This window comes from Micrococcus sp. 63XJN7_8_ISO-PGPR-S23-253 (assembly GCF_056173425.1).
The window spans coordinates 561,479-581,149 of the sequence record NZ_CM149673.1 but is presented as its reverse complement, the minus strand read 5'-3'; the positions used below and the strand labels follow the sequence as shown (position 1 = coordinate 581,149).

Here is a 19,671-nt window from a genome sequence, read left to right as displayed (position 1 = left end):
GTGGGGGCCCGCTCCGGGCGGGCCGCGGCCATAATGGATCGGGTGACCTACACCCCCCCGACCTCCGAGCTGCCCCTCGTGGGCCCCGAGGAGCCCGCGGACGCCGTGCCCGACGGCCACCAGCGCTCGCCCTTCGTGGAGCTGGACCGCCAGACCTGGGCCCGTCTCGCCTCGGAGATGGCGCAGCCCTTCGACCAGGCCGACGTGGAGCGTCTGCGCGGCCTCGGCGAGCACCTGTCCCTGCGCGAGGTCGCCGAGGTCTACCTTCCGCTCTCGCGCCTGCTGAGCATCAACGTGGAGGCCTCCGCCGCCCTGCGCAGCGCGACCAACGCGTTCCTCGGCGAGCGGACGGGGCGCACCCCGTACGTGATCGGGGTGGCCGGGTCGGTCGCCGTCGGCAAGTCGACGACGGCGCGCGTGCTCCAGGAGATGCTGCGTCGCTGGCCGACCACGCCGCGCGTCGAGCTGGTCACCACGGACGGCTTCCTGCACCCCAACGCGGTGCTGCACGAGCGCGGCATCATGTCCCGCAAGGGCTTCCCCGAGTCCTACGACCGCCGCGCGCTGCTGCGCTTCATGGCGGACGTCAAGTCCGGGGCACAGGAGGTGCGCGCGCCCGTGTACTCGCACATCACCTATGACATCGTGCCGGGCGAGGAACAGGTGGTGCACCGTCCCGACGTGCTGATCGTGGAGGGACTCAACGTGCTGGCCCCGCCGCGCACCCGGGCCGACGGCACCGCCGGGCTCTCCGTCTCCGACTTCTTTGACTTCTCGGTGTACGTGGACGCGCGCGCGTCCTGGATCCGGTCCTGGTACATCGACCGGTTCATGGGTCTGCGCTCGGGGGCCTTCGCCGACCCGCGCAGCTACTTCCACCGGTACTCCTCCCTGTCGGACGCCGAGGCTCAGGCGACGGCCGAGTCCATCTGGGACTCCATCAACGGCCCGAACCTCGAGCAGAACGTGCGCCCGACCCGCGGGCGCGCCCGGCTGGTGCTCACGAAGAACGCGCAGCACGAGGTGACCCGCGTGCTGCTGAGGAAGGTCTGATCCATGCGTCGCCCCCTCCCCCTCGCCGCGCTGGCCGCGCTCGCGCTGCTCGTGGCCGGCTGCGGCACGCCCGCCGCAGGCCCGTCCTCGGCGACGCCGGCTTCCGGCTCCTCGAGCGCGGCCGCGTCGTCCGGCGCCGCCTCGAGCACGGCGCCGTCGTCGAGCGCGCACGCCGACCCGGCCGCCCTCGACGTCGTCGTGAACAAGACCCGCCCCGTGGCTCCGCCCGACTGGGCGCCCTCGGATCTGGTGGCCGTGCCCGGCAGCGAGCTGTCCCTGCGGGCGGCGGCCGCGACGGCGGCCGGTGGCCTGCTGGATGCCGCCGCCGCGGCGGGCCACCGGCTCACCACCCTGAGCGCCTACCGCTCGTACGACTACCAGGTCCGGACGTACGGCCACTGGGTCGACGAGCTGGGCCGCGCCGAGGCCGACCGCGTCTCGGCTCGGCCGGGGTACTCCGAGCACCAGACCGGCCTGGCCTGGGACGTGGGCGACGCCGCGACCCCCACGTGTGACCTCGAGGCGTGCTTCGGCGACACCGCCGCGGGCCGCTGGGTGGCCGCGCACGCCGCCGAGTACGGGTTCGTCATCCGCTATCCCGCCGGAGCCGAGGACGTGACGGGCTTCGATCACGAGCCGTGGCACCTGCGCTACGTCGGGTCCGTGGAGGCGGCCCGGGTCGAGGCGGCCGGCGGCGTCCTCGAGACCGCGTGGGGTCTGCCGCCGGCGCCGGACTACGCGGACTGAGACGCACGACTCGCTCGACCCTGTGCCGCGCCGCCCTCGTCACACGTAGGATTCTTCCCATGCTCCAGGGATTCAAAGACTTCATCATGAAGGGCAACGTCCTCGACCTTGCCGTCGCCGTCATCATCGGCGCCGCCTTCGGCAAGATCGTGAACGCGCTCGTCGAGGCGGTCCTCATGCCGCTCATCGCCGCCGCCGTGGGCTCGCCGAACTTCGACTCGTTCGCCGTGCTGACGGTCAACGGCAACGACGTGAAGTTCGGCGTGCTGCTCACCGCCATCGTCAACTTCCTGCTGATCGCCGCGGCCGTGTACTTCGCCATCGTGATGCCGATGAACAAGATGATCGAGGCCCGCAACCGCCGCCTCGGCATCGACCCCGCCGAGGAGGAGGTGGCCGCTGACGTCGCCGTGCTCACCGAGATCCGCGACCTGCTCGCCGAGCGCCGCGGCGGCCCCACCTCCGGGACCACCACCCTCTGATCTCCCCCTGTCCGACGCCGAAGGGCCCGGGATGACTCACGCGAGTCGCCCCGGGCCCTTCCTTCATGCCCGCGGCGGCGCGGGGGCCGTGCCCTCAGGGACGCGACGTCGTCCGGTCCGCGCTGGACCCGGCGTCCGGGGCGACCTCCGAGTCCTGCCGGTCCGGATCCAGGCACGGCAACCACTCCACGGGGGCGCTCTGCCGCGCGCACACGGGCGCCTCCACGGCGAGGAACGCGGCCGACCACAGGACCGCCAGCCCCGCGAGCAGCCCCGCGAACAGGGTCCAGCGGCGGGGCCGGGGGGCCGCGTCCGACACCATCGGTCCGGTCAGTCGTGCAGGCGCAGCTCGCGCTGCACGACGTCGGCCAGCACCTGGGCCTCCCGGCCGGCGGTCTCCTCGTCCGGGGCCTCGACCATGACGCGCACGACCGGTTCCGTGCCCGACGGGCGCAGCAGCACGCGGCCGGTCTCGCCGAGGCGGGCCTCCGCCTCGGCGACCGCCGCCTGGACGGCCTCGTCCTCGGCGGCGCGGGACTTGTCCACGCCGCGCACGTTCACGAGGACCTGGGGCAGCCGGTCCATCACCGCGGCCAGCTCGGAGAGCGGGGTGCCGGTCTCGGCGACGCGCGAGGCGAGCTGCAGGCCGGTGAGGACGCCGTCGCCGGTGGTGGCGTGGTCCGAGAAGATCACGTGGCCGGACTGCTCGCCGCCGAGCGAGTAGTCGCCGAGCTTCATGCCGGCCAGGACGTAGCGGTCGCCCACCTGGGTCTCGACGAGCTGGACGCCCTCCCGGCCCATGGCCAGCTTCAGGCCCAGGTTGGACATGACGGTCACGACCAGGGTGTCGTCGCGCAGGGCGCCGCGGTCCTTGAGCGCCACGGCCATGACGCCCATGATCTGGTCGCCGTCGACGACCTCGCCGCGCTCGTCCACGGCGAGGCACCGGTCGGCGTCGCCGTCGTGCGCGATGCCCAGGTCCGCGCCGTGCTCGCGCACGGCCGCCTGGAGCTTCTCGAGGTGGGTGGAACCGTAGCCGTCGTTGATGTTGAGCCCGTCCGGGGACGCGCCGATCACCACGACCTCCGCACCGGCGGCGCGGAACGCCTCGGGAGAGCAGCCGGCGGCCGCGCCGTGTGCGCAGTCCAGGACGACCTTGAGCCCGTCCAGCCGGTGCGGGAGGGTCTGCAGGAGGTGGAGGACGTAGCGGTCCTCGGCATCCGCGAAGACGCGCACGCGGCCCACGTCCGCGCCCTGGGGCCGCCGCGGGGTCACGCCCTCGAGGTGGCGGATGATCTCGTCCTCCTGCGCATCGGTCAGCTTCTCGCCGCCGCGCGCGAGGAACTTGATGCCGTTGTCCGGGGCCGGGTTGTGGGAGGCGGAGATCATCACACCGAAGTCGGCGTCCAGGTCTCCCACGAGATAGGCGGCGGCGGGGGTCGGCAGCACGCCGGCGTCCCACACGTCCACGCCCGAGGACGCCAGGCCCGCCTGCACGGCGGCCGCGATGAACTCGCCGCTGATGCGCGGGTCCCGGGCCACGACGGCGACCGGGCGTCGGCCGGCGTCGAAGGCCTCCGCGCCGAGGACGGGCGAGGCGGCCTGGGCCAGCTGGACGGACAACTCCACGGTGAGGGTCTCGTTGGCCAGGCCACGGACGCCATCGGTTCCGAACAATCTCGACATGATCAGTCAGTGTAGGGGCCACCTCTGCGGCCCGCATCACGGGAGGGTCACGAAATAGGCCCGGGGGCGGTAGCATCGGAGCGGTCGAGCCCCCGCGGCCGCGCGCCCGTCCGCTCACATCCGCCCGGGAGGCCCCGCCCCGAACCCGAAGGACCTCGATCCATGCCCGACGTGACCCCGCCCCCGCTCCCCCGTTCCTGGACGCGCCGCAGCGTGCTGGGCGGCACGGGCCTGGCGATCGCCGCCGGCGTGGCCGGCTGCGGGCGTGATGAGCAGGCCGAGCAGAGCTCGGAGGGCGACGAGCAGGCCACCCGTCTGCCCGCCCCGGACATCATCACCACCGCGCAGTGGGGCGCCATGCAGCCCAACTACTACCTGCAGACCCTGAACGAGCGCCCCTCCTACCTGGTGATCCACCACACCACCACGCCGAACGTCACGGACGGCTCCCGGGAGGCGGCGGAGAGCATCGCGCAGGTGGTCCAGAACGCGCACATGAGCCCCGCGAACGACTGGGGCGACACCGGGCAGCACTTCACCGTCTCCCGCGGCGGCTTTGCGATGGAGGGCCGCCACGGCTCCCGGCACGCGCTCGAGGGCGGACAGACGTTCATGCTCGGCGTCCACGCGCTCGGGTTCAACGCGTATGCGCTCGGCATCGAGTGCGAGGGGCTGTACATGCTGAACCCGCCGCCGCAGAGCCTCTACGCCGGCCTGGTGCCGCTCGTCGCCTACATCTGCCAGCAGTACGAGCTGCCGCCGTCCCGCATCATCGGCCACCGCGACGTCACCGCCACCAGCTGCTGCGGCGACGCGTTCTACGCCAAGCTGCCGATCCTGCGCGAGGACGTCCGCCTCTCCCTGGCCTCGGGCGAGTACCACGTCTCGGAGGGCTTCGGGGCGGACAACCTCTTCGACGACGCGCACGTCACCCCGGAGTACGTGGAGGAGGAGCGCGGCTGAACCCGCCCCCGCACACGACGGCGCCCCTCACCGTCCGGTGAGGGGCGCCGTCGTGTGCGGCCCGGTCAGCGCACGCGCGGGAACGATCCGCCGGAGACCTCGCCGTACTCGGCCAGCTCGTTGGCCGGGCTGCAGATCTGCGGGTCGGGGCGGTGGACGATGCGCTCGTCCTTGTCCGGGTAGGGCAGCGTGTGCGGCACATGGCGGATGGCCTCGAGACGGGCGCACTTCTTGTCGTTGGACTTCACGACGGTCCACGGGGCGTCGGCCGTGTGCGTGGAGAAGAACATGGCCTCCTTCGCGTTCGTGTAGTCGTCCCACTTGTCGAGGGAAGCCAGGTCGGTGGGCGAGAGCTTCCAGCGACGCACGGGGTCGGTCTCCCGCGCGGCGAAGCGGTTGAGCTGCTCACGCTGGGCCACTGATGGCGCCGCCCTTGCCGGCGGCGTCGCGGCCCTCGAAGATGACCAGGACCTTCTGGCCGGTCTCCTTGACCCAGAGCTGCATCTTCAGCAGCTCCATCTGCAGCTCACGCTTGCGTCGCTCGTCGCTCGTGCGGCTGAGCTTGGTCTTGTACGGGTAGCCCTCACGCCAGGCCTGCGGGTCCGGGGTGGGGGCCGGGCGCAGGACTCGTGTTCTCGGCCACGGCGGCTCCTGAGGCCGTCTTCGACCGGACCGCGCACCGGACGGGCGAGCGGCCCGTCAGGGCGTCGTCGCCATGCGTCGTCGTATTGCCTCTGGGTCAGGTGCCGCCGGCCCACGGAGACGGCGGACGCCCCGCCCCGCTCGTGAGGAGCGGGACGGGGCGTCGGCGGGGGCACGGTGGGGACACCGTGCGGCGCAGGATCAGCGCTTCGAGAACTGCGAGGCCTTGCGGGCCTTCTTGAGGCCGGCCTTCTTGCGCTCGATGACGCGCGCGTCGCGGGTCAGGAAGCCGGCCTTCTTGAGCGCCGGGCGGTTGTGCTCGCGGTCGATCTCGTTGAGGGCGCGGGAGATGCCCAGGCGCAGCGCACCGGCCTGGCCGGAGGGGCCGCCGCCGTGGATGCGGGCGATCACGTCGTAGGCGCCGGTCAGCTCCAGCAGCGTGAAGGGGTCGGAGACCTCCTGCTGGTGCAGCTTGTTCGGGAAGTAGTTCTCCAGGGCGCGACCGTTGATGGTCCACTGGCCGGAGCCGGGGACGAGGCGCACGCGGGCCACGGCCTCCTTGCGGCGGCCGACGGCGGAGCCGGGCACGGTCAGGGCCGGGCGCTCGGAGGCGACGGGGGCCTCGGCGGTGGCGGTGGACTCAGAGGTGTAGCTCGTCAGCTCCACGTCGTCGTTCTCGTTGATGCTCATGGTTCTCCTCAGGGAAGGTCTGCGTCAGTGGCCCGCCGGGGTCACTGGGCGACCTGGCCGATCTCGAAGGTCTGGGGCTGCTGGGCGGTGTGCGGGTGCTCGGCGCCCTTGTACACCTTCAGCTTGGAGAGCTGCTGGGCGGCCAGCGAGTTCTTCGGGAGCATGCCCTTGACGGCCTTCTCCACGGCGCGGACCGGGTTGGTCTCGAGCAGCTCGGCGTAGGACTGCGACTTCAGGCCGCCCGGGTAGCCCGAGTGGCGGTAGGCGCGCTTCTTCTCGAGCTTGGCGCCGGTGAGGGCGACCTTCTCGGCGTTCACGATGATGACGTAGTCGCCCATGTCCATGTGGGGGGCGAACGTCGGCTTGTGCTTGCCACGCAGGAGGGTGGCGGTGTGGGAGGCCAGGCGGCCGAGGACGACGTCGGTGGCATCGATGATGTGCCACTGACGGTCGGCGTCACCAGGCTTGGGAGAGTACGTACGCACGTTGTCTGCCTTCAGGGTCGGTGGTGGTCCACAGCACCTGCCCGCCGGGTCGTGATTCCGGCGCGCTCGCGCTGTCAGTTCTCCGTGCGCGCCGGTCCCCCAGGTGAGGGCTGGAAGGCGTCCGGGCCCGATGCCCCGGGGGTGCGGCGCGAGCTGAAGGCCATGCAACTGAGCCACTCGCGGCACGACGCATCCGGGTGCGGGCATGCGCAACGTCCCCCCATCCTACCGAACGCGGGCCCCGGAGCCAAAAGCCGCCACCGCGGGCCACCCCGGCTCACAGGGTCCGCTTCGCCCGGGTGCCCTCGGCGCGCCGGCGCAGCTCCTCCGCCTCGTCGGGATAGCCGACGGCGAGCAGCGTCAGCCCCCCGGGCGGGGCGAGGCGCACCTCGGAGTCGCGGGCCGGCCTCGCCACCCGGCGCGCGAGCCAACCGGGCTCGCGTGCCCCCTCCCCCACCTGGAGCAGCGCCCCGACGATCGCCCGGACCATGTTGTGGCAGAACGCGTCCGCCCGGATCCGGACGCGCACGACGCCGTCCTCATCGCGTCGCACCTCCAGGTGCTGGACCTCGCGGATGGTCGTGGCGCCCGCGCGGGGCCGGCAGAAGGACAGGAAGTCGTGCAGTCCGAGGACGGCGTCGGCCTCCAGCGCCATGAGGCGATCGTCCAGGGCGGCGCCGTGCCAGTGGGTGAAGCCCCGCGTGCGCGGATCACGCGCGGCGGGTGCGTCGTCGATCCGGTACTCGTACTCGCGCCACAGCGCGCTGAACCGCGCGTCGAAGCCCGCGGGGGCCCGCCCCGCCCCGTGCACGACGACGGCCCCGCCCCACCCGGAGAGCACCCCGCCGAGGCGTCGGGTGAGGGAGGCGGCCGGCTCCAGGCCGGGCCGGCCGCGGGTCAGGCCCGCCCACTCCGTCTCGGTCAGGTCCAGGTGGGCGACCTGGCCGCGCGCGTGCACCCCCGCGTCGGTGCGGCCGGCGACCACCGTGCGCACGGGCCGGCGCAGGATCCGCTCGAGCCCGTCCTCCAGCGCACCCTGGACCGAGTCGAGACCGGGCTGGCGGGCCCAGCCGTGGAAGGCGCCGCCGTCGTAGGCCAGGTCCAGGCGGACTCGCACGGACGCGGGTTCCCCGGGCGCCGGCGGTGCGTCCGGGCGGTGCTGCTCGCTCATGCTGCTCCTCTCAGCGGGGCGGGGCCGGGGACGGCGAAGGGCCGCCCACCGAGTGGTGGACGGCCCTCGCCGATGCGCCGTCACGGGGACGGACGCGGACTCAGGCGATGGCGTCAGGCCATCTTCTGGGCGGCCTCGCCACCGGCGGGCTCGAAGCCCGCGGCCTTGGCCTCCTCGACGGTGGAGAACCAGACCTCGGCGGTGGTCTGGTCATACCAGCGCGAGCCGGGGACGTGGTACTTCTTCGAGCTGGCGTTGCCCTTGATGGTGGCCTCGGCCGGAGCCGAGCCGTCCTCGTTGGTGGGCACGGCGCCGTCGATCTCGGCGGCGGCCTCCTGCGACTCGGCCACGGTGACCTCCTCGGTGGCGGCCGGGTCGACGGCCTCCACCGGGGCGGACTCGGCCGGGGCGGCCGGCGCGGACGCGGCGGCCTGCTCGGCCTCACGCACCACGGCCTGCTTGCCGGAGATCGGGTCCATGATCAGCTCGATCACGGCCATGGGCGCGTTGTCGCCATGGCGGTTGCCGATCTTGGTGATGCGGGTGTAGCCGCCGTTGCGCTCGGCCATCGCGGGGCCGATCACGGTGAACAGCTCGTGCACGACCGCCTTGTTGGTGCGGTTCTTGGCGGCGATGAGACCCTGCACCTTGCGGCGGGCCGGCAGATCACCCTTCTTGGCGAAGGTGATCAGGCGCTCGGCGTACGGGCGCAGGCGCTTGGCGCGGGTGAGCGTCGTGGTGATCGACTTGTGCTCGAACAGCTGGGCGGACATGTTCGCCAGCATGATGCGCTCGTGGGCCGGGCTGCCGCCCAGACGCGGACCCTTGGTGGGGGTAGGCATGGTGTTTCTCCTCGGGTGGGACCCTTCAGCCGGCTGCGGCGTCGGGTCGAAGATGTCAGGTGGTGCGGAATCGGCTCAGAAGTCCGAGAACGGGTCGTCGTCCATCTGGCGCGCGTGCGCCTGCGGGTCGTAGCCGGCCGGCGAGTCCTTGAGGGACAGGCCCAGCTCCTGGAGCTTCTCCTTGACCTCGTCGATGGACTTCGCACCGAAGTTGCGGATGTCCATCAGGTCGGCCTCGGAACGGCCCACGAGCTCGCCCACGGTGTGGATGCCCTCGCGCTTGAGGCAGTTGTACGAGCGCACGGTGAGCTCGAGCTCCTCGATCGGCTGAGCCAGGTCGGCGGAGCCCTCGACGACCTCGGGCTCGTCGCCCAGGTCGATGCCCTCGGCCTCGACGTTGAGCGAGCGGGCCAGGCCGAACAGCTCGACCAGGGTGGAGCCGGCAGAGGCCACCGCGTCACGCGGCAGCATGTTCTCCTTGGTCTCCACGTCCAGGATCAGACGGTCGAAGTCGGTGCGCTGCTCCACACGGGTGGCCTCGACCTTGAAGGTCACCTTGAGGACCGGGGAGTAGATGGAGTCGACCGGGATGCGGCCGATCTCCGCATCCGCGGACTTGTTCTGGGCGGCGGTCACGTAGCCGCGACCGCGCTCGATGGTCAGCTCCATGTCGAACTTGCCCTTCGCGTTCAGGGTCGCGATGTGCAGGTCCGGGTTGTGGATCTCGACGCCGGCCGGCGCGGTGATGTCCGCGGCGGTGACGACGCCGGCCCCCTGCTTGCGCAGGTAGGCCACCACGGGCTCGTCGTTCTCCGAGGAGACGGAGAGCTTCTTGATGTTGAGGATGATCTCGGTGACATCCTCCTTGACTCCGTTGACGGTGCTGAACTCGTGCAGCACGCCGTCCACGCGGATGCTGGTCACGGCAGCACCGGGGATCGACGAGAGCAGAGTGCGGCGCAGGGAGTTGCCGAGGGTGTAGCCGAAACCGGGCTCCAGGGGCTCGATGACGAACCGGGAACGATGGTCGGAGACGACCTCTTCGGTCAGCGTGGGGCGCTGTGCAATGAGCACGGACATTTCCTTTCGGCGAGCGTCCGCCATATGACGCACGCGGTGGGTGGAAACGAGGACGGGGTGGGGGCAGGTCCGCAGACCTGTCCGCGCCCGCCCCGGGCGGGGGCGGACGCGGACACAGCGCTCAGGTCAGACGCGGCGGCGCTTCGCCGGGCGAGCGCCGTTGTGGGCCATGGGGGTGACGTCCTGGATGGACCCCACCTCGAGGCCGGCGGCCTGCAGGGAGCGGATGGCGGTCTCGCGGCCCGAGCCCGGACCCTTCACGAAGACGTCCACCTTCTTCATGCCGTGCTCCTGCGCACGCTTGGCGGCCTGCTCGGCGGCCATCTGCGCGGCGTACGGGGTCGACTTGCGCGACCCCTTGAAGCCGACCTCGCCGGACGAGGCCCAGGAGATGACGGCACCCGTGGTGTCCGTGATGGACACGATGGTGTTGTTGAACGTGCTCTTGATGTGGGCCTGGCCCACGGTGATGTTCTTGTTGGCCTTGCGACGCGGCTTGCGGGCAGCCGATGCGCGAGTCTTGGGGGGCATGTGATTCTCCTCCGGGAAAGCTGCTGGTGCTGATGCTGCGGGCGGGGCGTCCGGACGCGGACGCGGTCACCGCCGGTGCAGGATCACTTCTTCTTGCCGGCGACCGTCTTCTTGGGGCCCTTGCGGGTACGGGCGTTGGTCTTCGTGCGCTGGCCGCGCACCGGCAGGCCGCGGCGGTGGCGCAGGCCCTCGTAGGAGCCGATCTCCACCTTGCGACGGATGTCGGCGGCCACCTCGCGGCGGAGGTCGCCCTCCACCTTGTAGCTGCCCTCGATGTGGTCGCGCAGCTGCACCAGCTGCTCGTCGGAGAGGTCCTTCACGCGGATGTTCGGGTCGATGCCCGTGGCGGAGAGGGTCTCCTCAGCGCGGGTCTTGCCCACACCGTAGATGTACGTGAGTGCGATGATCACGCGCTTCTCGCGCGGAATGTCAACGCCTGCAAGACGAGCCATGTGGCCGTCCTCCTGTTCTTCTGCAGCAGGGGTCTGCACCAGGGACGTCCCGTACGACGCGGCACTCGGCCACGCGGACCCGTCGTCGCGGCGCCGGGGAAGATCCGGCGTGCTCCGCGGCGGGCGTCCGCCGTCGTCGGTCTCCGGCCCCTGCGGCCGGAGGTGGGGGCCCTCCCCTCACGGGGCGGACCGCTGTCCCTGCTGTTCGGCCCGATGGCCGGTGGGTGGTGTGGTCAACGCGACGGCGTCGCTCCCCGGGCTCCCGGGGAGGCGATCAGCCCTGGCGCTGCTTGTGGCGCGGGTTCGAGCAGATCACCAGCACGCGGCCCTTACGGCGCACGACCTGGCACTTGTCACAAATCCGCTTCACGCTCGGCTGAACCTTCACGGCTCTTCCTCCTGCGCTCGCTTGGACGGGGGTTCTTACTTGTATCGGTACACGATCCGACCCCGGTTGAGGTCGTACGGGCTAAGCTCCACCACGACGCGATCCTCGGGGAGGATGCGGATGTAGTGCTGACGCATCTTTCCGGAGATCGTGGCGAGCACGACGTGCTCGTTCTGCAGACGGACCCGGAACATCGCGTTCGGCAATGCCTCCGACACCGTGCCCTCGACCTCGATGACACCTTCCTTCTTAGCCATGTCCTCCACAATCGTCATGCCCCGGACACGGCCGCGGAGGGCCGGATGACGGGGCGGGAACGGGTCTGCTCGCGGGCACACACGAGTGCGCGCACACGAACAACGTTCGATGATACCGCATTTTCGGCCTGCGAACCAGCACAGACGACGACGGCCGCCCGGTCCGCCGGACGGGCGGGACGGACGGCCGACAGCTCGGGGCCCTCACTCCCCCGGCGGGACCGGGACCACGCCGAACCGAGCGAGCTCGGAGGCGCCGCCGTCGGGCGCGGTGAGCACCCACAGGCCGCCGTCGTGCCGGCAGACCGAGTGCTCCCACTGGCTCGCGCGGGCGCCGTCGAGGGTCACCACGGTCCAGTCGTCCGCGAGCACCTTCGTGTCGATGGAGCCGCGCACCAGCATCGGCTCGATGGCGAGTGCCAGCCCGGGGCGGATCTTGGGCCCCCGGTGGCCGGTGCGGTAGTTGAACACGTCCGGCGGCAGGTGCATGGCCGAGCCGATGCCGTGCCCCACGTACTCCTCGAGGATGCCGAGCTCCTCGCCCGGCTGCGCGGAGACGAAGTCGTCGATGGCGTCCCCGATGTCCCCGACGTGGGTGGCGGAGGCGAAGGCCGCGATGCCGACCCAGAGCGCCTCCCGCGTGATCGCCGAGAGGCGCTCGTCGGCCGGGTCCGCGGTGCCGGCCGCGGAGGAGCCCAGGATCACCGTGCGGGCCGAGTCGGCGTGCCAGCCGTCCACGATCGCACCCCCGTCGACCTTCAGCACGTCGCCGGTCTGCAGGACCCGGTCCCCGGGGATGCCGTGCACGACCTCGTCGTTGACCGAGGTGCAGATCGAGGCCGGGAAGTCGTAGTAGCCCAGGAAGTTGGAGGTCGCACCGCGTTCGGCCAGCACACCTGCGAACACGGCGTCCAGCTCTGCGGTGGTGACGCCCGGCGCGGCCGCGGCCAGCGTGGCGTCCAGAGCCTCGGACAGGACCACCCCCGCGCGCTGCATGGCCTGCAGCTGGGGGGCGGTCTTGAGCTCGAGCGAGCGGCGGCCGATCACGGGGTCAGGACTCCGCACCCGGCTGGATCACGGGCAGGGAGCCCGTGGCGGAGCGCACGGAGTACACGGCCTGCAGCAGGCGCTCGGTGACGTCGTCGATCTGGCCGGTGCCGTCCACGCGGGCGACGATGCCGCGCTCCACGTACTCCTGGATGACGGACTCGGTCTCGCGGTGGTACAGGTCCAGGCGGTGCTCGATGACCTCCTGGGTGTCGTCCGCGCGACCCTCGATCTCGGCACGCTTGAGCAGGCGCTCCACGAGCTCCTCGTCGGGCACCTCCAGTTCGACGACGGCGGACAGCGACAGGCCCGCCTCGGCGAGCATGGCGTCCAGCGCCTCGACCTGGCCCTTCGTGCGCGGGTAGCCGTCCAGCAGGAAGCCGTGCTCCGCGTCGGCCTGGGCGATGCGGTCCGCGACCATGCGGTTCGTGACCTCATCGGGGACGAAGTCGCCGTTGTCGATGTACTTCTTGGCCTCGACGCCGAGCGGCGTCATCGACTTCACGTTGTGGCGGAAGATGTCACCGGTGGAGATCGGGACGATCCCGAGCTTGTCGGCGATCCGGGTGGCCTGGGTGCCCTTGCCGGAACCGGGAGGGCCCATGAGCAGCATGCGGGTCATCGTGTGTTCCTCACTGTCGATACGGACGGCGTTGCGGGATCGGGTCGGGGCTCAGCGCAGCAGGCCCTCATAGTGGCGCTGCTCCATCTGTGCGCTGACCTGCTTCACGGTCTGGAGGCCGACGCCCACCATGATGAGGATGGACGTGCCGCCGAGCGGGAAGTTCTGGCTGGTGCCGATCACCGCGAAGGCGATCAGCGGGATCATGGCCACGATACCGAGGTAGAGGGCGCCGACGAGCGTGATGCGGCTGATGACGTACTGCAGGTAACGCTCGGTGGGCCGGCCGGCGCGGACGCCGGGGATGAACCCGCCGTAGCGCTTCATGTTGTCCGAGATCTCCACCGGGTTGAACGTGATGGACACGTAGAAGTACGTGAAGCCGATGATGAGCAGGAAGTACAGGGCCATGTACACCGGGTGGTCGCCGGTGCCGAAGTACCGGCTCAGCCACGTGATCCACGGGGCCGGCGCACTGCCGTCCTGCGGCGTGTTGAACTTGATGAGGATGCCCGGGAGCATCAGCACGGAGGAGGCGAAGATGACCGGGATGACGTTGGCCATGTTCACCTTGACCGGGATGTAGGTGCTCGACCCGCCCACGGTCCGCGAGCCGATCTGCCGCTTGGCGTACTGGACCGGGATCCGGCGCTGCGACTCCTCCACGAAGACGATGGCCAGCATGGTGAGCAGGCCGATCCCCATGACGATCGCGAAGATGCGCCAGCCCTGCGTCTGGACCACCTGGCCGAGGCCGGCCGGGAAGCCCGCCGCGATGGAGGTGAAGATCAGCAGGGACATGCCGTTGCCCACGCCGTTCTCGGTGATCCGCTCGCCGAACCACATGACGATGAGACATCCGGTGGTCAGGGCGATGACCACGAGCAGCACCGTGAGGATGGAGCCGTCGCGCAGCAGCGGCAGGCTGCATCCGAGCAGGGCCCCGGTGCGGGCCAGCGAGGCCATCGTGGTCGCCTGCAGCAGGGCGAGGGCGAGGGTCAGGTAGCGGGTGTACTGCGTCAGCGTCGCCTGGCCCTGCGGGCCCTCCTGGTGGAGCTGCTCGAAGCGCGGGATCACCACGCGCAGCAGCTGCACGATGATCGACGCCGTGATGTAGGGCATGATGCCGAGCGCGAAGACGGACACCTGCAGGAGCGCCCCGCCCGAGAACATGTTCACGAAGGAGTAGAGGCCGCCCTGGGCGTTGCCCGCCGCCAGGCACTGCTGCACCGCCGGGTAGTCCACCCCGGGGGCCGGCACGAAGGCGCCCATCCGGTAGACGGCGATGAGCCCGAGCGTGAAGGCGATCTTCCGCAACAGGTCAGGCGTCCGGACGATCCGGGCGATGGCCTTGAGCACGAGTCCTCCTGCGGTGGTCCTGTGGGGCGCGCGCCGGCCGCGGGGCGGGGCACGAGACGGCGGCCACACCGGGGCGGCCGCTGTGCGAGTCTACACGGACGGACCGAGGGCCCTGGTCCGGAGCGGCTGCTCCGGGCCAGGGCCCTCGGTCGATGGGTCGGCGTGTCAGAGGGTCTCGGTGGACCCGCCGGCGGCCTGGATCTTCTCCACGGCGGACGCGGAGAAGGCGTTCGCCTTCACCTGCACGGCCGCGGTGATCTCCCCCGTGCCCAGCACCTTCACGGGCTGGCCGCGACGGACGAGGCCCTTGGACACGAGCGCGTCCACGGTGACCTCACCGCCCTCGGGGAAGTGCGCGGAGAGCTTGTCCAGGTTCACGACCTGGTACTCCGTGCGGAACGGGTTCTTGAAGCCGCGGAGCTTCGGCAGACGCATCTGCAGGGGCAGCTGGCCGCCCTCGAAGCCCGCACGGACCTGGTAACGGGCCTTGGTGCCCTTGGTGCCGCGACCGGCGGTCTTGCCCTTCGACGCCTCACCGCGACCCACGCGGGTCTTGGCGGTCTTGGCACCGGGGGCCGGACGCAGGTCGTGGACCTTGATGGCGTCGTTGTCAGCCATTGTTGACCTCCTCCACGGACACCAGGTGCGGCACGGTGTTGACCATGCCGACCGTCACCGCGTCGGCCTTGCGGGTGACCTGGTGGCCGATCCGCTTCAGGCCCAGCGAGCGCAGGGTGTCCCGATGGTTCTGCTTGGAGCCCGTGACGCCGCGGGTCTGGGTGATGACCAGGGTGGCGTCCGAGGGCTGGATGTTCTTGCGAGTGGGCTCAAACACGGCTCACGCACCTGCCTTCGCGCTCTTCTGGGCGCGATCGTTCTCCATGGTGCGCAGCATCGCATGGGGGGCGATCTCGTCCAGGGCCTTGCCGCGGCGGGCGGCGACGGCCTGGGGCTCTTCCAGCTTCTTGAGGGCGTCCACGGTGCCGCGCACGATGTTGATCGCGTTCACGGAGCCCATGGACTTGGAGAGCACGTCGTGGATGCCGGCGCACTCGAGCACGGCGCGCACCGGACCGCCGGCGATCACGCCGGTACCCGGGGAGGCCGGGCGGAGCAGCACGACGCCGGCGGCGTCCTCACCCTGCACCAGGTGCGGGATGGTGGAGCCGACGCGGGGGACGCGGAAGAAGGACTTCTTGGCCTCCTCCACGGCCTTCTGGATCGCAGCGGGGACCTCCTTCGCCTTGCCGTAGCCGACGCCGACGGTGCCGTCGCCGTCACCCACCACCACGAGGGCGGTGAAGGAGAAGCGGCGGCCGCCCTTGACGACCTTGGAGACGCGGTTGATGCCCACGACGCGCTCGAGGAACTGGTCCTTCTCGTCGTCCTGGGCGCCACGACGGTTGCGGTCGTCGCGACGGCCGCCACGACGATCGCCGTCACGGCCACCGCGGCCGCCGTCGCGACCGCCGCGGCCACCGGTGGCGCGCTCGGTGGTCTGGCTCGCCGAGCCCGACCCGGTCTCGGAGACGGTGGTCTCGGTGCTCTCGGTCACCTGAGTGTCCTTCTGGTTGATGTTCTCGGTCACAGCTGCAGCCCACCCTCTCGCGCACCGTCGGCCACGGCCGCGACGCGCCCGTGGTACTTGTTGCCGCCGCGGTCGAAGACCACGGCCTCGATGCCGGCCGCCTTGGCACGCTCGGCGACGAGCTCGCCCACGCGCTTGGCCTTGGCCGTCTTGTCACCCTCGAGCGCACGCACGTCGGCCTCCATGGTGGAGGCGTACGCGAGCGTGCGGCTCTGCGTGTCGTCCACGACCTGCACGAACATGTGCCGTGCAGAGCGGTTGACGACGAGGCGGGGACGGACGGTGGTGCCGGAGATCCGCTTGCGCACCCGGAGGTGGCGGCGGGTGCGGGCGTTGAACTTGCCCTTGCCCTTCACCTTCAGAGTAGACATCACTTACCTGCCTTTCCGGCCTTGCGGCGGATCTGCTCGCCCGCGTAGCGCACGCCCTTGCCCTTGTACGGGTCGGGGCGGCGCAGCTTGCGGATGTTGGCGGCGGTCTCGCCGACCTGCTGCTTGTCGATACCGGCGACGGTGACCCTGTTGCCCTCCACCGTGAAGGTGATGCCCTGGGGCGCCTTCACCGGAACGGGGTGGGAGTAGCCCAGGGCGAACTCGAGGTCCTGGCCCTTGGCCTGCACGCGGTAGCCGGTGCCGACGACCTCGAGCTGCTTGGAGAAGCCGTTGGTCACGCCCTCGACCATGTTGCTGATGAGGGTACGGGTCAGACCGTGCAGGGAGCGGGACTCACGCTCGTCGTCGGGGCGGGCCACGGTGACCTGCCCCTCCTCGAGGGTGGCCGTGATGGGCGTGGGCAGCGAGTGCTCGAGCTGGCCCTTGGGGCCCTTCACGGAGACGCGGTCGCCGTCGATGGTCACATCGACGCCGGCGGGGATGGTGATCGGGAGACGTCCGATTCGAGACATGTCAGTTCAGCCTTTCTTCCGTCTTGCCCGTCACCAGACGTAGGCGAGGACTTCTCCGCCCACGCCCTTCTTGGCGGCCTGCTGGTTCGTGAGGAGACCAGAGGAGGTGGACAGGATGGCGATGCCGAGGCCGCCCAGCACGTGGGGCAGGTTCGTGGACTTCGCGTACACGCGCAGGCCCGGCTTGGAGATGCGGCGCAGGCCGGCGATCGCACGCTCACGCTGCGGGCCGAACTTCAGGTCGATGGTCAGCTTCTTGCCGACCTCGGCCTCCTCCTCGCGCCAGTCCTGGATGTAGCCCTCGGCCTTGAGGATCTCGGCGACGCGAGTCTTCAGCTTCGAGGACGGCATGGACACGGTGTCGTGGTAGGCCGAGTTTGCGTTGCGCAGACGGGTCAGCATGTCTGCGACGGGATCGGTCATGGTCATGTGGGCTTCACGCCCTTTCTCGCCGTGGTTTCCGCCACCGGTTCACCGGTGGAGGACCTGTGGCGTGGAGGTCTTACTGGTCGGTCTTGAACGGGAAGCCCAGCGCCTTCAGCAGCGCGCGGCCCTCGTCGTCGTTCTTGGCGGTCGTCACCACGGTGATGTCCATGCCGCGCACGCGGTCGATCTTGTCCTGATCGATCTCGTGGAACACGGTCTGCTCGGACAGGCCGAAGGTGTAGTTGCCGTTGCCGTCGAACTGGCGGTCGGACAGGCCGCGGAAGTCACGGATGCGCGGCAGCGCGAGCGTGACCAGGCGGTCCAGGAACTCCCACATGCGGTCGCCACGGAGGGTGGCGTGCGTGCCGATGGGCATGCCCTCACGCAGCTTGAACTGCGCGATGGACTTGCGGGCCTTGGTGATCATCGGCTTCTGGCCGGTGATGGCGGTGAGGTCGGTGACCGCGCCGTCGATGATCTTGGAGTCCTTGGCGGCCTCGCCGACGCCCATGTTGACGACGACCTTCACGAGGCCCGGCACCTGCATGACGTTCCCGTACTGGAACTGCTCCTGCAGGGCGCCTCGGATCTCCTCGCGGTACTTGGTCTTCAGACGCGGGGTGACCTTCTCGGTCTGCTGCACCTCGGTCATCACAGCTCCTTCCCCGAGGCCTTGGCGAAGCGGACCTTCACGGTCTTGCTCACGCCGTCCTTCTCGACGGTCTCGAAGCGGTAGCCCACACGGGTCGGCTTCTTGGTCTCCGGGTCCACCACGGCCACGTTCGAGATGTGGATCGGGGCCTCGACGACCTGCAGGCCGCCCTCGGTGGAGCCGTTGTTGTCCTGGCCGGCGCGCAGGTGCTTGGTCACGCGGTTCACGCCCTCGACGAGCACACGCTCATCCGTCGGGAACACGCGCAGGACCTTGCCCTGCTTGCCCTTGTCCTTGCCACTGATGACCTGGACGAGGTCGTCCTTCTTGATCTTGGCCATGAGGTCAGATCACCTCCGGGGCGAGCGACACGATCTTCATGAACTTCTTGTCACGCAGCTCGCGACCCACGGGGCCGAAGATGCGCGTGCCACGGGGCTCGCCGTCGGTCTTCAGGATGACCGCCGCGTTCTCGTCGAACTTGATGTACGAGCCGTCGGGACGGCGGGACTGCTTGCGGGTGCGGACCACCACGGCCTTGACGACGTCGCCCTTCTTGACGTTGCCGCCGGGGATGGCGTCCTTCACGGTGGCGACGATGGTGTCGCCGATGCCTGCGTAGCGGCGTCCGGAACCGCCGAGAACACGGATGGTCAGGATTTCCTTCGCACCGGTGTTGTCGGCGACCTTGAGCCGCGACTCCTGCTGGATCACTTGTCTCTCCTAGCGTCGCGCCGGTTCTCCCCCACGATGGGCGAGCCTTGCGGAACGGTTGAACGGGCATCCCGGGACGCTTACCCCTCCCCCGAGGCGGGCCGCCCGCCGTCGTCCCCCGGCGACGCGTGTTCAGACAGCGTCGGGAGGTCGAGAGCGGAGGGGCGCGCAGGGCAGGGCCGAGGCGGATCCGGGATCGGTGTGCGCGGCCCTCGGCACACAGGATGGATGGTCCTGCCAACGAGAGGGCGCACGAATATCAGAGTCTAACGCACAAGGCCGCCCCGTGCCAGTGCACGGGGCGGCCCTCTGCGTCGCCGACCCTCAGGGGGCCGGGTCGATCACTTGGCGCGCTCGACGACCTCCACCAGGCGCCACCGCTTGGAGGCGGACAGCGGGCGGGTCTCGGCGATGCGGACGCGGTCGCCCACGCCGGCGGTGTTGTCCTCGTCGTGCGCCTTCACGCGCTTCGAGGTCTTCATCACCTTGCCGTAGAGCGAGTGCTTCTTGCGGTCCTGGACCTCGACGACGATGGTCTTGTCCATCTTGTCGGACACGACGATGCCACGGAGGGCCTTGCGGTAGCCGCGCTCCTCGGAGACGGCCGGGGTCTGCTCGGTCACTTGGCAGCCTCCTCGTTCTTCTCGGCCTGCGCCTCGGCGGCGACATCGCCGCGGATGCCCAGCTCGCGCTCGCGCAGGATCGTGTAGATGCGCGCGATGTCACGCTTGACGGACTTCAGCCGGCTGGCGTTGTCCAGCTGGCCGGTGGCGGCCTGGAAGCGCAGGTTGAACAGCTCCTCCTTGGAGGACTTCAGGGCCTCCAGCAGGCGGGCGTTGTCCATCCCGTCCAGGGACTCGACGTTCAGATCCTTGGTGCCGATCGCCATG

Annotated in this window: 29 protein-coding genes and 1 pseudogene; 4 read left to right on the top strand and 26 right to left on the bottom strand. The window is 70.5% G+C overall.

The window, feature by feature from the left end; genetic code table 11:
- The first annotated feature begins 42 nt into the window (after window positions 1-42).
- Genes coaA through mscL form a run of 3 tightly spaced genes read left to right on the top strand, consistent with a single transcriptional unit; the run spans window position 43 to window position 2,282 of the window.
- Window positions 43-1,053 carry a type I pantothenate kinase gene (gene coaA, locus AC0VX4_RS02795; RefSeq protein WP_044659424.1) on the top strand — a complete coding sequence of 337 codons (1,011 nt, stop codon included), beginning with the start codon at window positions 43-45 and terminating at the stop codon, window positions 1,051-1,053.
- A 3-nt stretch (window positions 1,054-1,056) separates the two neighbouring features.
- Window positions 1,057-1,800, top strand: a complete 744-nt coding sequence (locus AC0VX4_RS02790; RefSeq protein ID WP_475464544.1) for a M15 family metallopeptidase — start codon at window positions 1,057-1,059, stop codon at window positions 1,798-1,800.
- Between the two features lie 59 nt (window positions 1,801-1,859).
- Complete coding sequence (mscL, locus tag AC0VX4_RS02785; protein WP_044659423.1) at window positions 1,860-2,282, top strand: large conductance mechanosensitive channel protein MscL; 423 nt, start codon at window positions 1,860-1,862, stop codon at window positions 2,280-2,282.
- Between the two features lie 94 nt (window positions 2,283-2,376).
- On the opposite strand, the gene AC0VX4_RS02780 is transcribed toward mscL, so the two are convergent.
- Window positions 2,377-2,604, bottom strand: a complete 228-nt coding sequence (locus AC0VX4_RS02780; RefSeq protein WP_163721086.1) for a hypothetical protein — start codon at window positions 2,602-2,604, stop codon at window positions 2,377-2,379.
- Window positions 2,605-2,612: 8 nt separating this feature from the next.
- The gene (glmM, locus tag AC0VX4_RS02775; protein WP_206496473.1) at window positions 2,613-3,968 is read right to left on the bottom strand and encodes a phosphoglucosamine mutase; all 1,356 of its coding nucleotides are present in this window, start codon (window positions 3,966-3,968) and stop codon (window positions 2,613-2,615) included.
- Between the two features lie 162 nt (window positions 3,969-4,130).
- Here glmM and AC0VX4_RS02770 point away from each other — a divergent pair, with 162 nt between their 5' ends.
- Window positions 4,131-4,931: a peptidoglycan recognition protein family protein gene (locus AC0VX4_RS02770; protein ID WP_163721087.1), complete on the top strand. Its 801-nt coding sequence runs from the start codon at window positions 4,131-4,133 to the stop codon at window positions 4,929-4,931.
- A gap of 65 nt (window positions 4,932-4,996) precedes the next feature.
- Here AC0VX4_RS02770 and AC0VX4_RS02765 read toward each other — a convergent pair.
- The 24 genes and pseudogenes from AC0VX4_RS02765 to rpmC form a co-directional block, all read right to left on the bottom strand.
- A pseudogene (locus AC0VX4_RS02765) lies at window positions 4,997-5,528 on the bottom strand (polyphosphate kinase 2 family protein); the annotation flags it as partial.
- Window positions 5,529-5,774: 246 nt separating this feature from the next.
- Window positions 5,775-6,263: a 30S ribosomal protein S9 gene (gene rpsI, locus AC0VX4_RS02760; protein WP_002857521.1), complete on the bottom strand. Its 489-nt coding sequence runs from the start codon at window positions 6,261-6,263 to the stop codon at window positions 5,775-5,777.
- Between the two features lie 41 nt (window positions 6,264-6,304).
- Complete coding sequence (gene rplM / locus AC0VX4_RS02755) at window positions 6,305-6,748, bottom strand: 50S ribosomal protein L13 (protein WP_002857519.1); 444 nt, start codon at window positions 6,746-6,748, stop codon at window positions 6,305-6,307.
- Between the two features lie 277 nt (window positions 6,749-7,025).
- Entirely contained in the window at window positions 7,026-7,919 is an 894-nt protein-coding gene (locus tag AC0VX4_RS02750) for a tRNA pseudouridine synthase A (RefSeq protein ID WP_002857518.1), read from the bottom strand.
- Between the two features lie 113 nt (window positions 7,920-8,032).
- Complete coding sequence (gene rplQ / locus AC0VX4_RS02745) at window positions 8,033-8,761, bottom strand: 50S ribosomal protein L17, sunset domain variant (RefSeq protein ID WP_002857517.1); 729 nt, start codon at window positions 8,759-8,761, stop codon at window positions 8,033-8,035.
- Window positions 8,762-8,836: 75 nt separating this feature from the next.
- Window positions 8,837-9,835 (bottom strand): DNA-directed RNA polymerase subunit alpha, encoded by a 999-nt coding sequence (locus tag AC0VX4_RS02740; RefSeq protein ID WP_002857515.1) that lies wholly within the window; start codon window positions 9,833-9,835, stop codon window positions 8,837-8,839.
- 132 nt (window positions 9,836-9,967) lie between these two features.
- A complete protein-coding gene (gene rpsK, locus AC0VX4_RS02735; protein WP_002857513.1) occupies window positions 9,968-10,372 on the bottom strand; it encodes a 30S ribosomal protein S11 in 405 nt (134 codons plus the stop codon).
- Between the two features lie 83 nt (window positions 10,373-10,455).
- A complete protein-coding gene (rpsM, locus tag AC0VX4_RS02730; protein WP_002857511.1) occupies window positions 10,456-10,824 on the bottom strand; it encodes a 30S ribosomal protein S13 in 369 nt (122 codons plus the stop codon).
- Window positions 10,825-11,098: 274 nt separating this feature from the next.
- Window positions 11,099-11,212, bottom strand: a complete 114-nt coding sequence (gene rpmJ / locus AC0VX4_RS02725) for a 50S ribosomal protein L36 (protein WP_002857509.1) — start codon at window positions 11,210-11,212, stop codon at window positions 11,099-11,101.
- A gap of 35 nt (window positions 11,213-11,247) precedes the next feature.
- A complete protein-coding gene (gene infA, locus AC0VX4_RS02720; RefSeq protein ID WP_010080397.1) occupies window positions 11,248-11,469 on the bottom strand; it encodes a translation initiation factor IF-1 in 222 nt (73 codons plus the stop codon).
- 204 nt (window positions 11,470-11,673) lie between these two features.
- On the bottom strand, window positions 11,674-12,516 hold the full coding sequence (gene map / locus AC0VX4_RS02715) for a type I methionyl aminopeptidase (RefSeq protein ID WP_100057082.1): 843 nt from the start codon (window positions 12,514-12,516) through the stop codon (window positions 11,674-11,676).
- Window positions 12,517-12,520: 4 nt separating this feature from the next.
- Window positions 12,521-13,138 (bottom strand): adenylate kinase, encoded by a 618-nt coding sequence (locus AC0VX4_RS02710; protein WP_002857506.1) that lies wholly within the window; start codon window positions 13,136-13,138, stop codon window positions 12,521-12,523.
- A gap of 51 nt (window positions 13,139-13,189) precedes the next feature.
- Window positions 13,190-14,497: a preprotein translocase subunit SecY gene (gene secY, locus AC0VX4_RS02705; RefSeq protein ID WP_145032770.1), complete on the bottom strand. Its 1,308-nt coding sequence runs from the start codon at window positions 14,495-14,497 to the stop codon at window positions 13,190-13,192.
- A 165-nt stretch (window positions 14,498-14,662) separates the two neighbouring features.
- Window positions 14,663-15,115: a 50S ribosomal protein L15 gene (gene rplO / locus AC0VX4_RS02700; RefSeq protein WP_012751036.1), complete on the bottom strand. Its 453-nt coding sequence runs from the start codon at window positions 15,113-15,115 to the stop codon at window positions 14,663-14,665.
- A complete protein-coding gene (gene rpmD / locus AC0VX4_RS02695; RefSeq protein ID WP_002857502.1) occupies window positions 15,108-15,332 on the bottom strand; it encodes a 50S ribosomal protein L30 in 225 nt (74 codons plus the stop codon). The genes rplO and rpmD overlap by 8 nt, the downstream gene beginning before the upstream one ends.
- Window positions 15,333-15,335: 3 nt before the next feature.
- Entirely contained in the window at window positions 15,336-16,085 is a 750-nt protein-coding gene (rpsE, locus tag AC0VX4_RS02690; protein WP_002857500.1) for a 30S ribosomal protein S5, read from the bottom strand.
- A complete protein-coding gene (gene rplR, locus AC0VX4_RS02685) occupies window positions 16,082-16,456 on the bottom strand; it encodes a 50S ribosomal protein L18 (RefSeq protein ID WP_002857498.1) in 375 nt (124 codons plus the stop codon). Before rplR ends, rpsE begins: the two co-directional genes overlap by 4 nt.
- A complete protein-coding gene (rplF, locus tag AC0VX4_RS02680) occupies window positions 16,456-16,989 on the bottom strand; it encodes a 50S ribosomal protein L6 (RefSeq protein ID WP_002857496.1) in 534 nt (177 codons plus the stop codon). The genes rplR and rplF overlap by 1 nt, the downstream gene beginning before the upstream one ends.
- A 30-nt stretch (window positions 16,990-17,019) precedes the next feature.
- On the bottom strand, window positions 17,020-17,418 hold the full coding sequence (rpsH, locus tag AC0VX4_RS02675; RefSeq protein WP_002857494.1) for a 30S ribosomal protein S8: 399 nt from the start codon (window positions 17,416-17,418) through the stop codon (window positions 17,020-17,022).
- Between the two features lie 73 nt (window positions 17,419-17,491).
- Window positions 17,492-18,067, bottom strand: a complete 576-nt coding sequence (gene rplE / locus AC0VX4_RS02670) for a 50S ribosomal protein L5 (protein WP_002857492.1) — start codon at window positions 18,065-18,067, stop codon at window positions 17,492-17,494.
- The gene (gene rplX, locus AC0VX4_RS02665) at window positions 18,067-18,408 is read right to left on the bottom strand and encodes a 50S ribosomal protein L24 (RefSeq protein WP_002857489.1); all 342 of its coding nucleotides are present in this window, start codon (window positions 18,406-18,408) and stop codon (window positions 18,067-18,069) included. The genes rplE and rplX overlap by 1 nt, the downstream gene beginning before the upstream one ends.
- 4 nt (window positions 18,409-18,412) lie before the next feature.
- Window positions 18,413-18,781 (bottom strand): 50S ribosomal protein L14, encoded by a 369-nt coding sequence (gene rplN, locus AC0VX4_RS02660; protein WP_002857487.1) that lies wholly within the window; start codon window positions 18,779-18,781, stop codon window positions 18,413-18,415.
- 341 nt (window positions 18,782-19,122) lie between these two features.
- Complete coding sequence (rpsQ, locus tag AC0VX4_RS02655) at window positions 19,123-19,404, bottom strand: 30S ribosomal protein S17 (protein WP_002857485.1); 282 nt, start codon at window positions 19,402-19,404, stop codon at window positions 19,123-19,125.
- Entirely contained in the window at window positions 19,401-19,670 is a 270-nt protein-coding gene (rpmC, locus tag AC0VX4_RS02650; RefSeq protein ID WP_002857484.1) for a 50S ribosomal protein L29, read from the bottom strand. Before rpmC ends, rpsQ begins: the two co-directional genes overlap by 4 nt.
- Window position 19,671 lies beyond the last annotated feature (1 nt).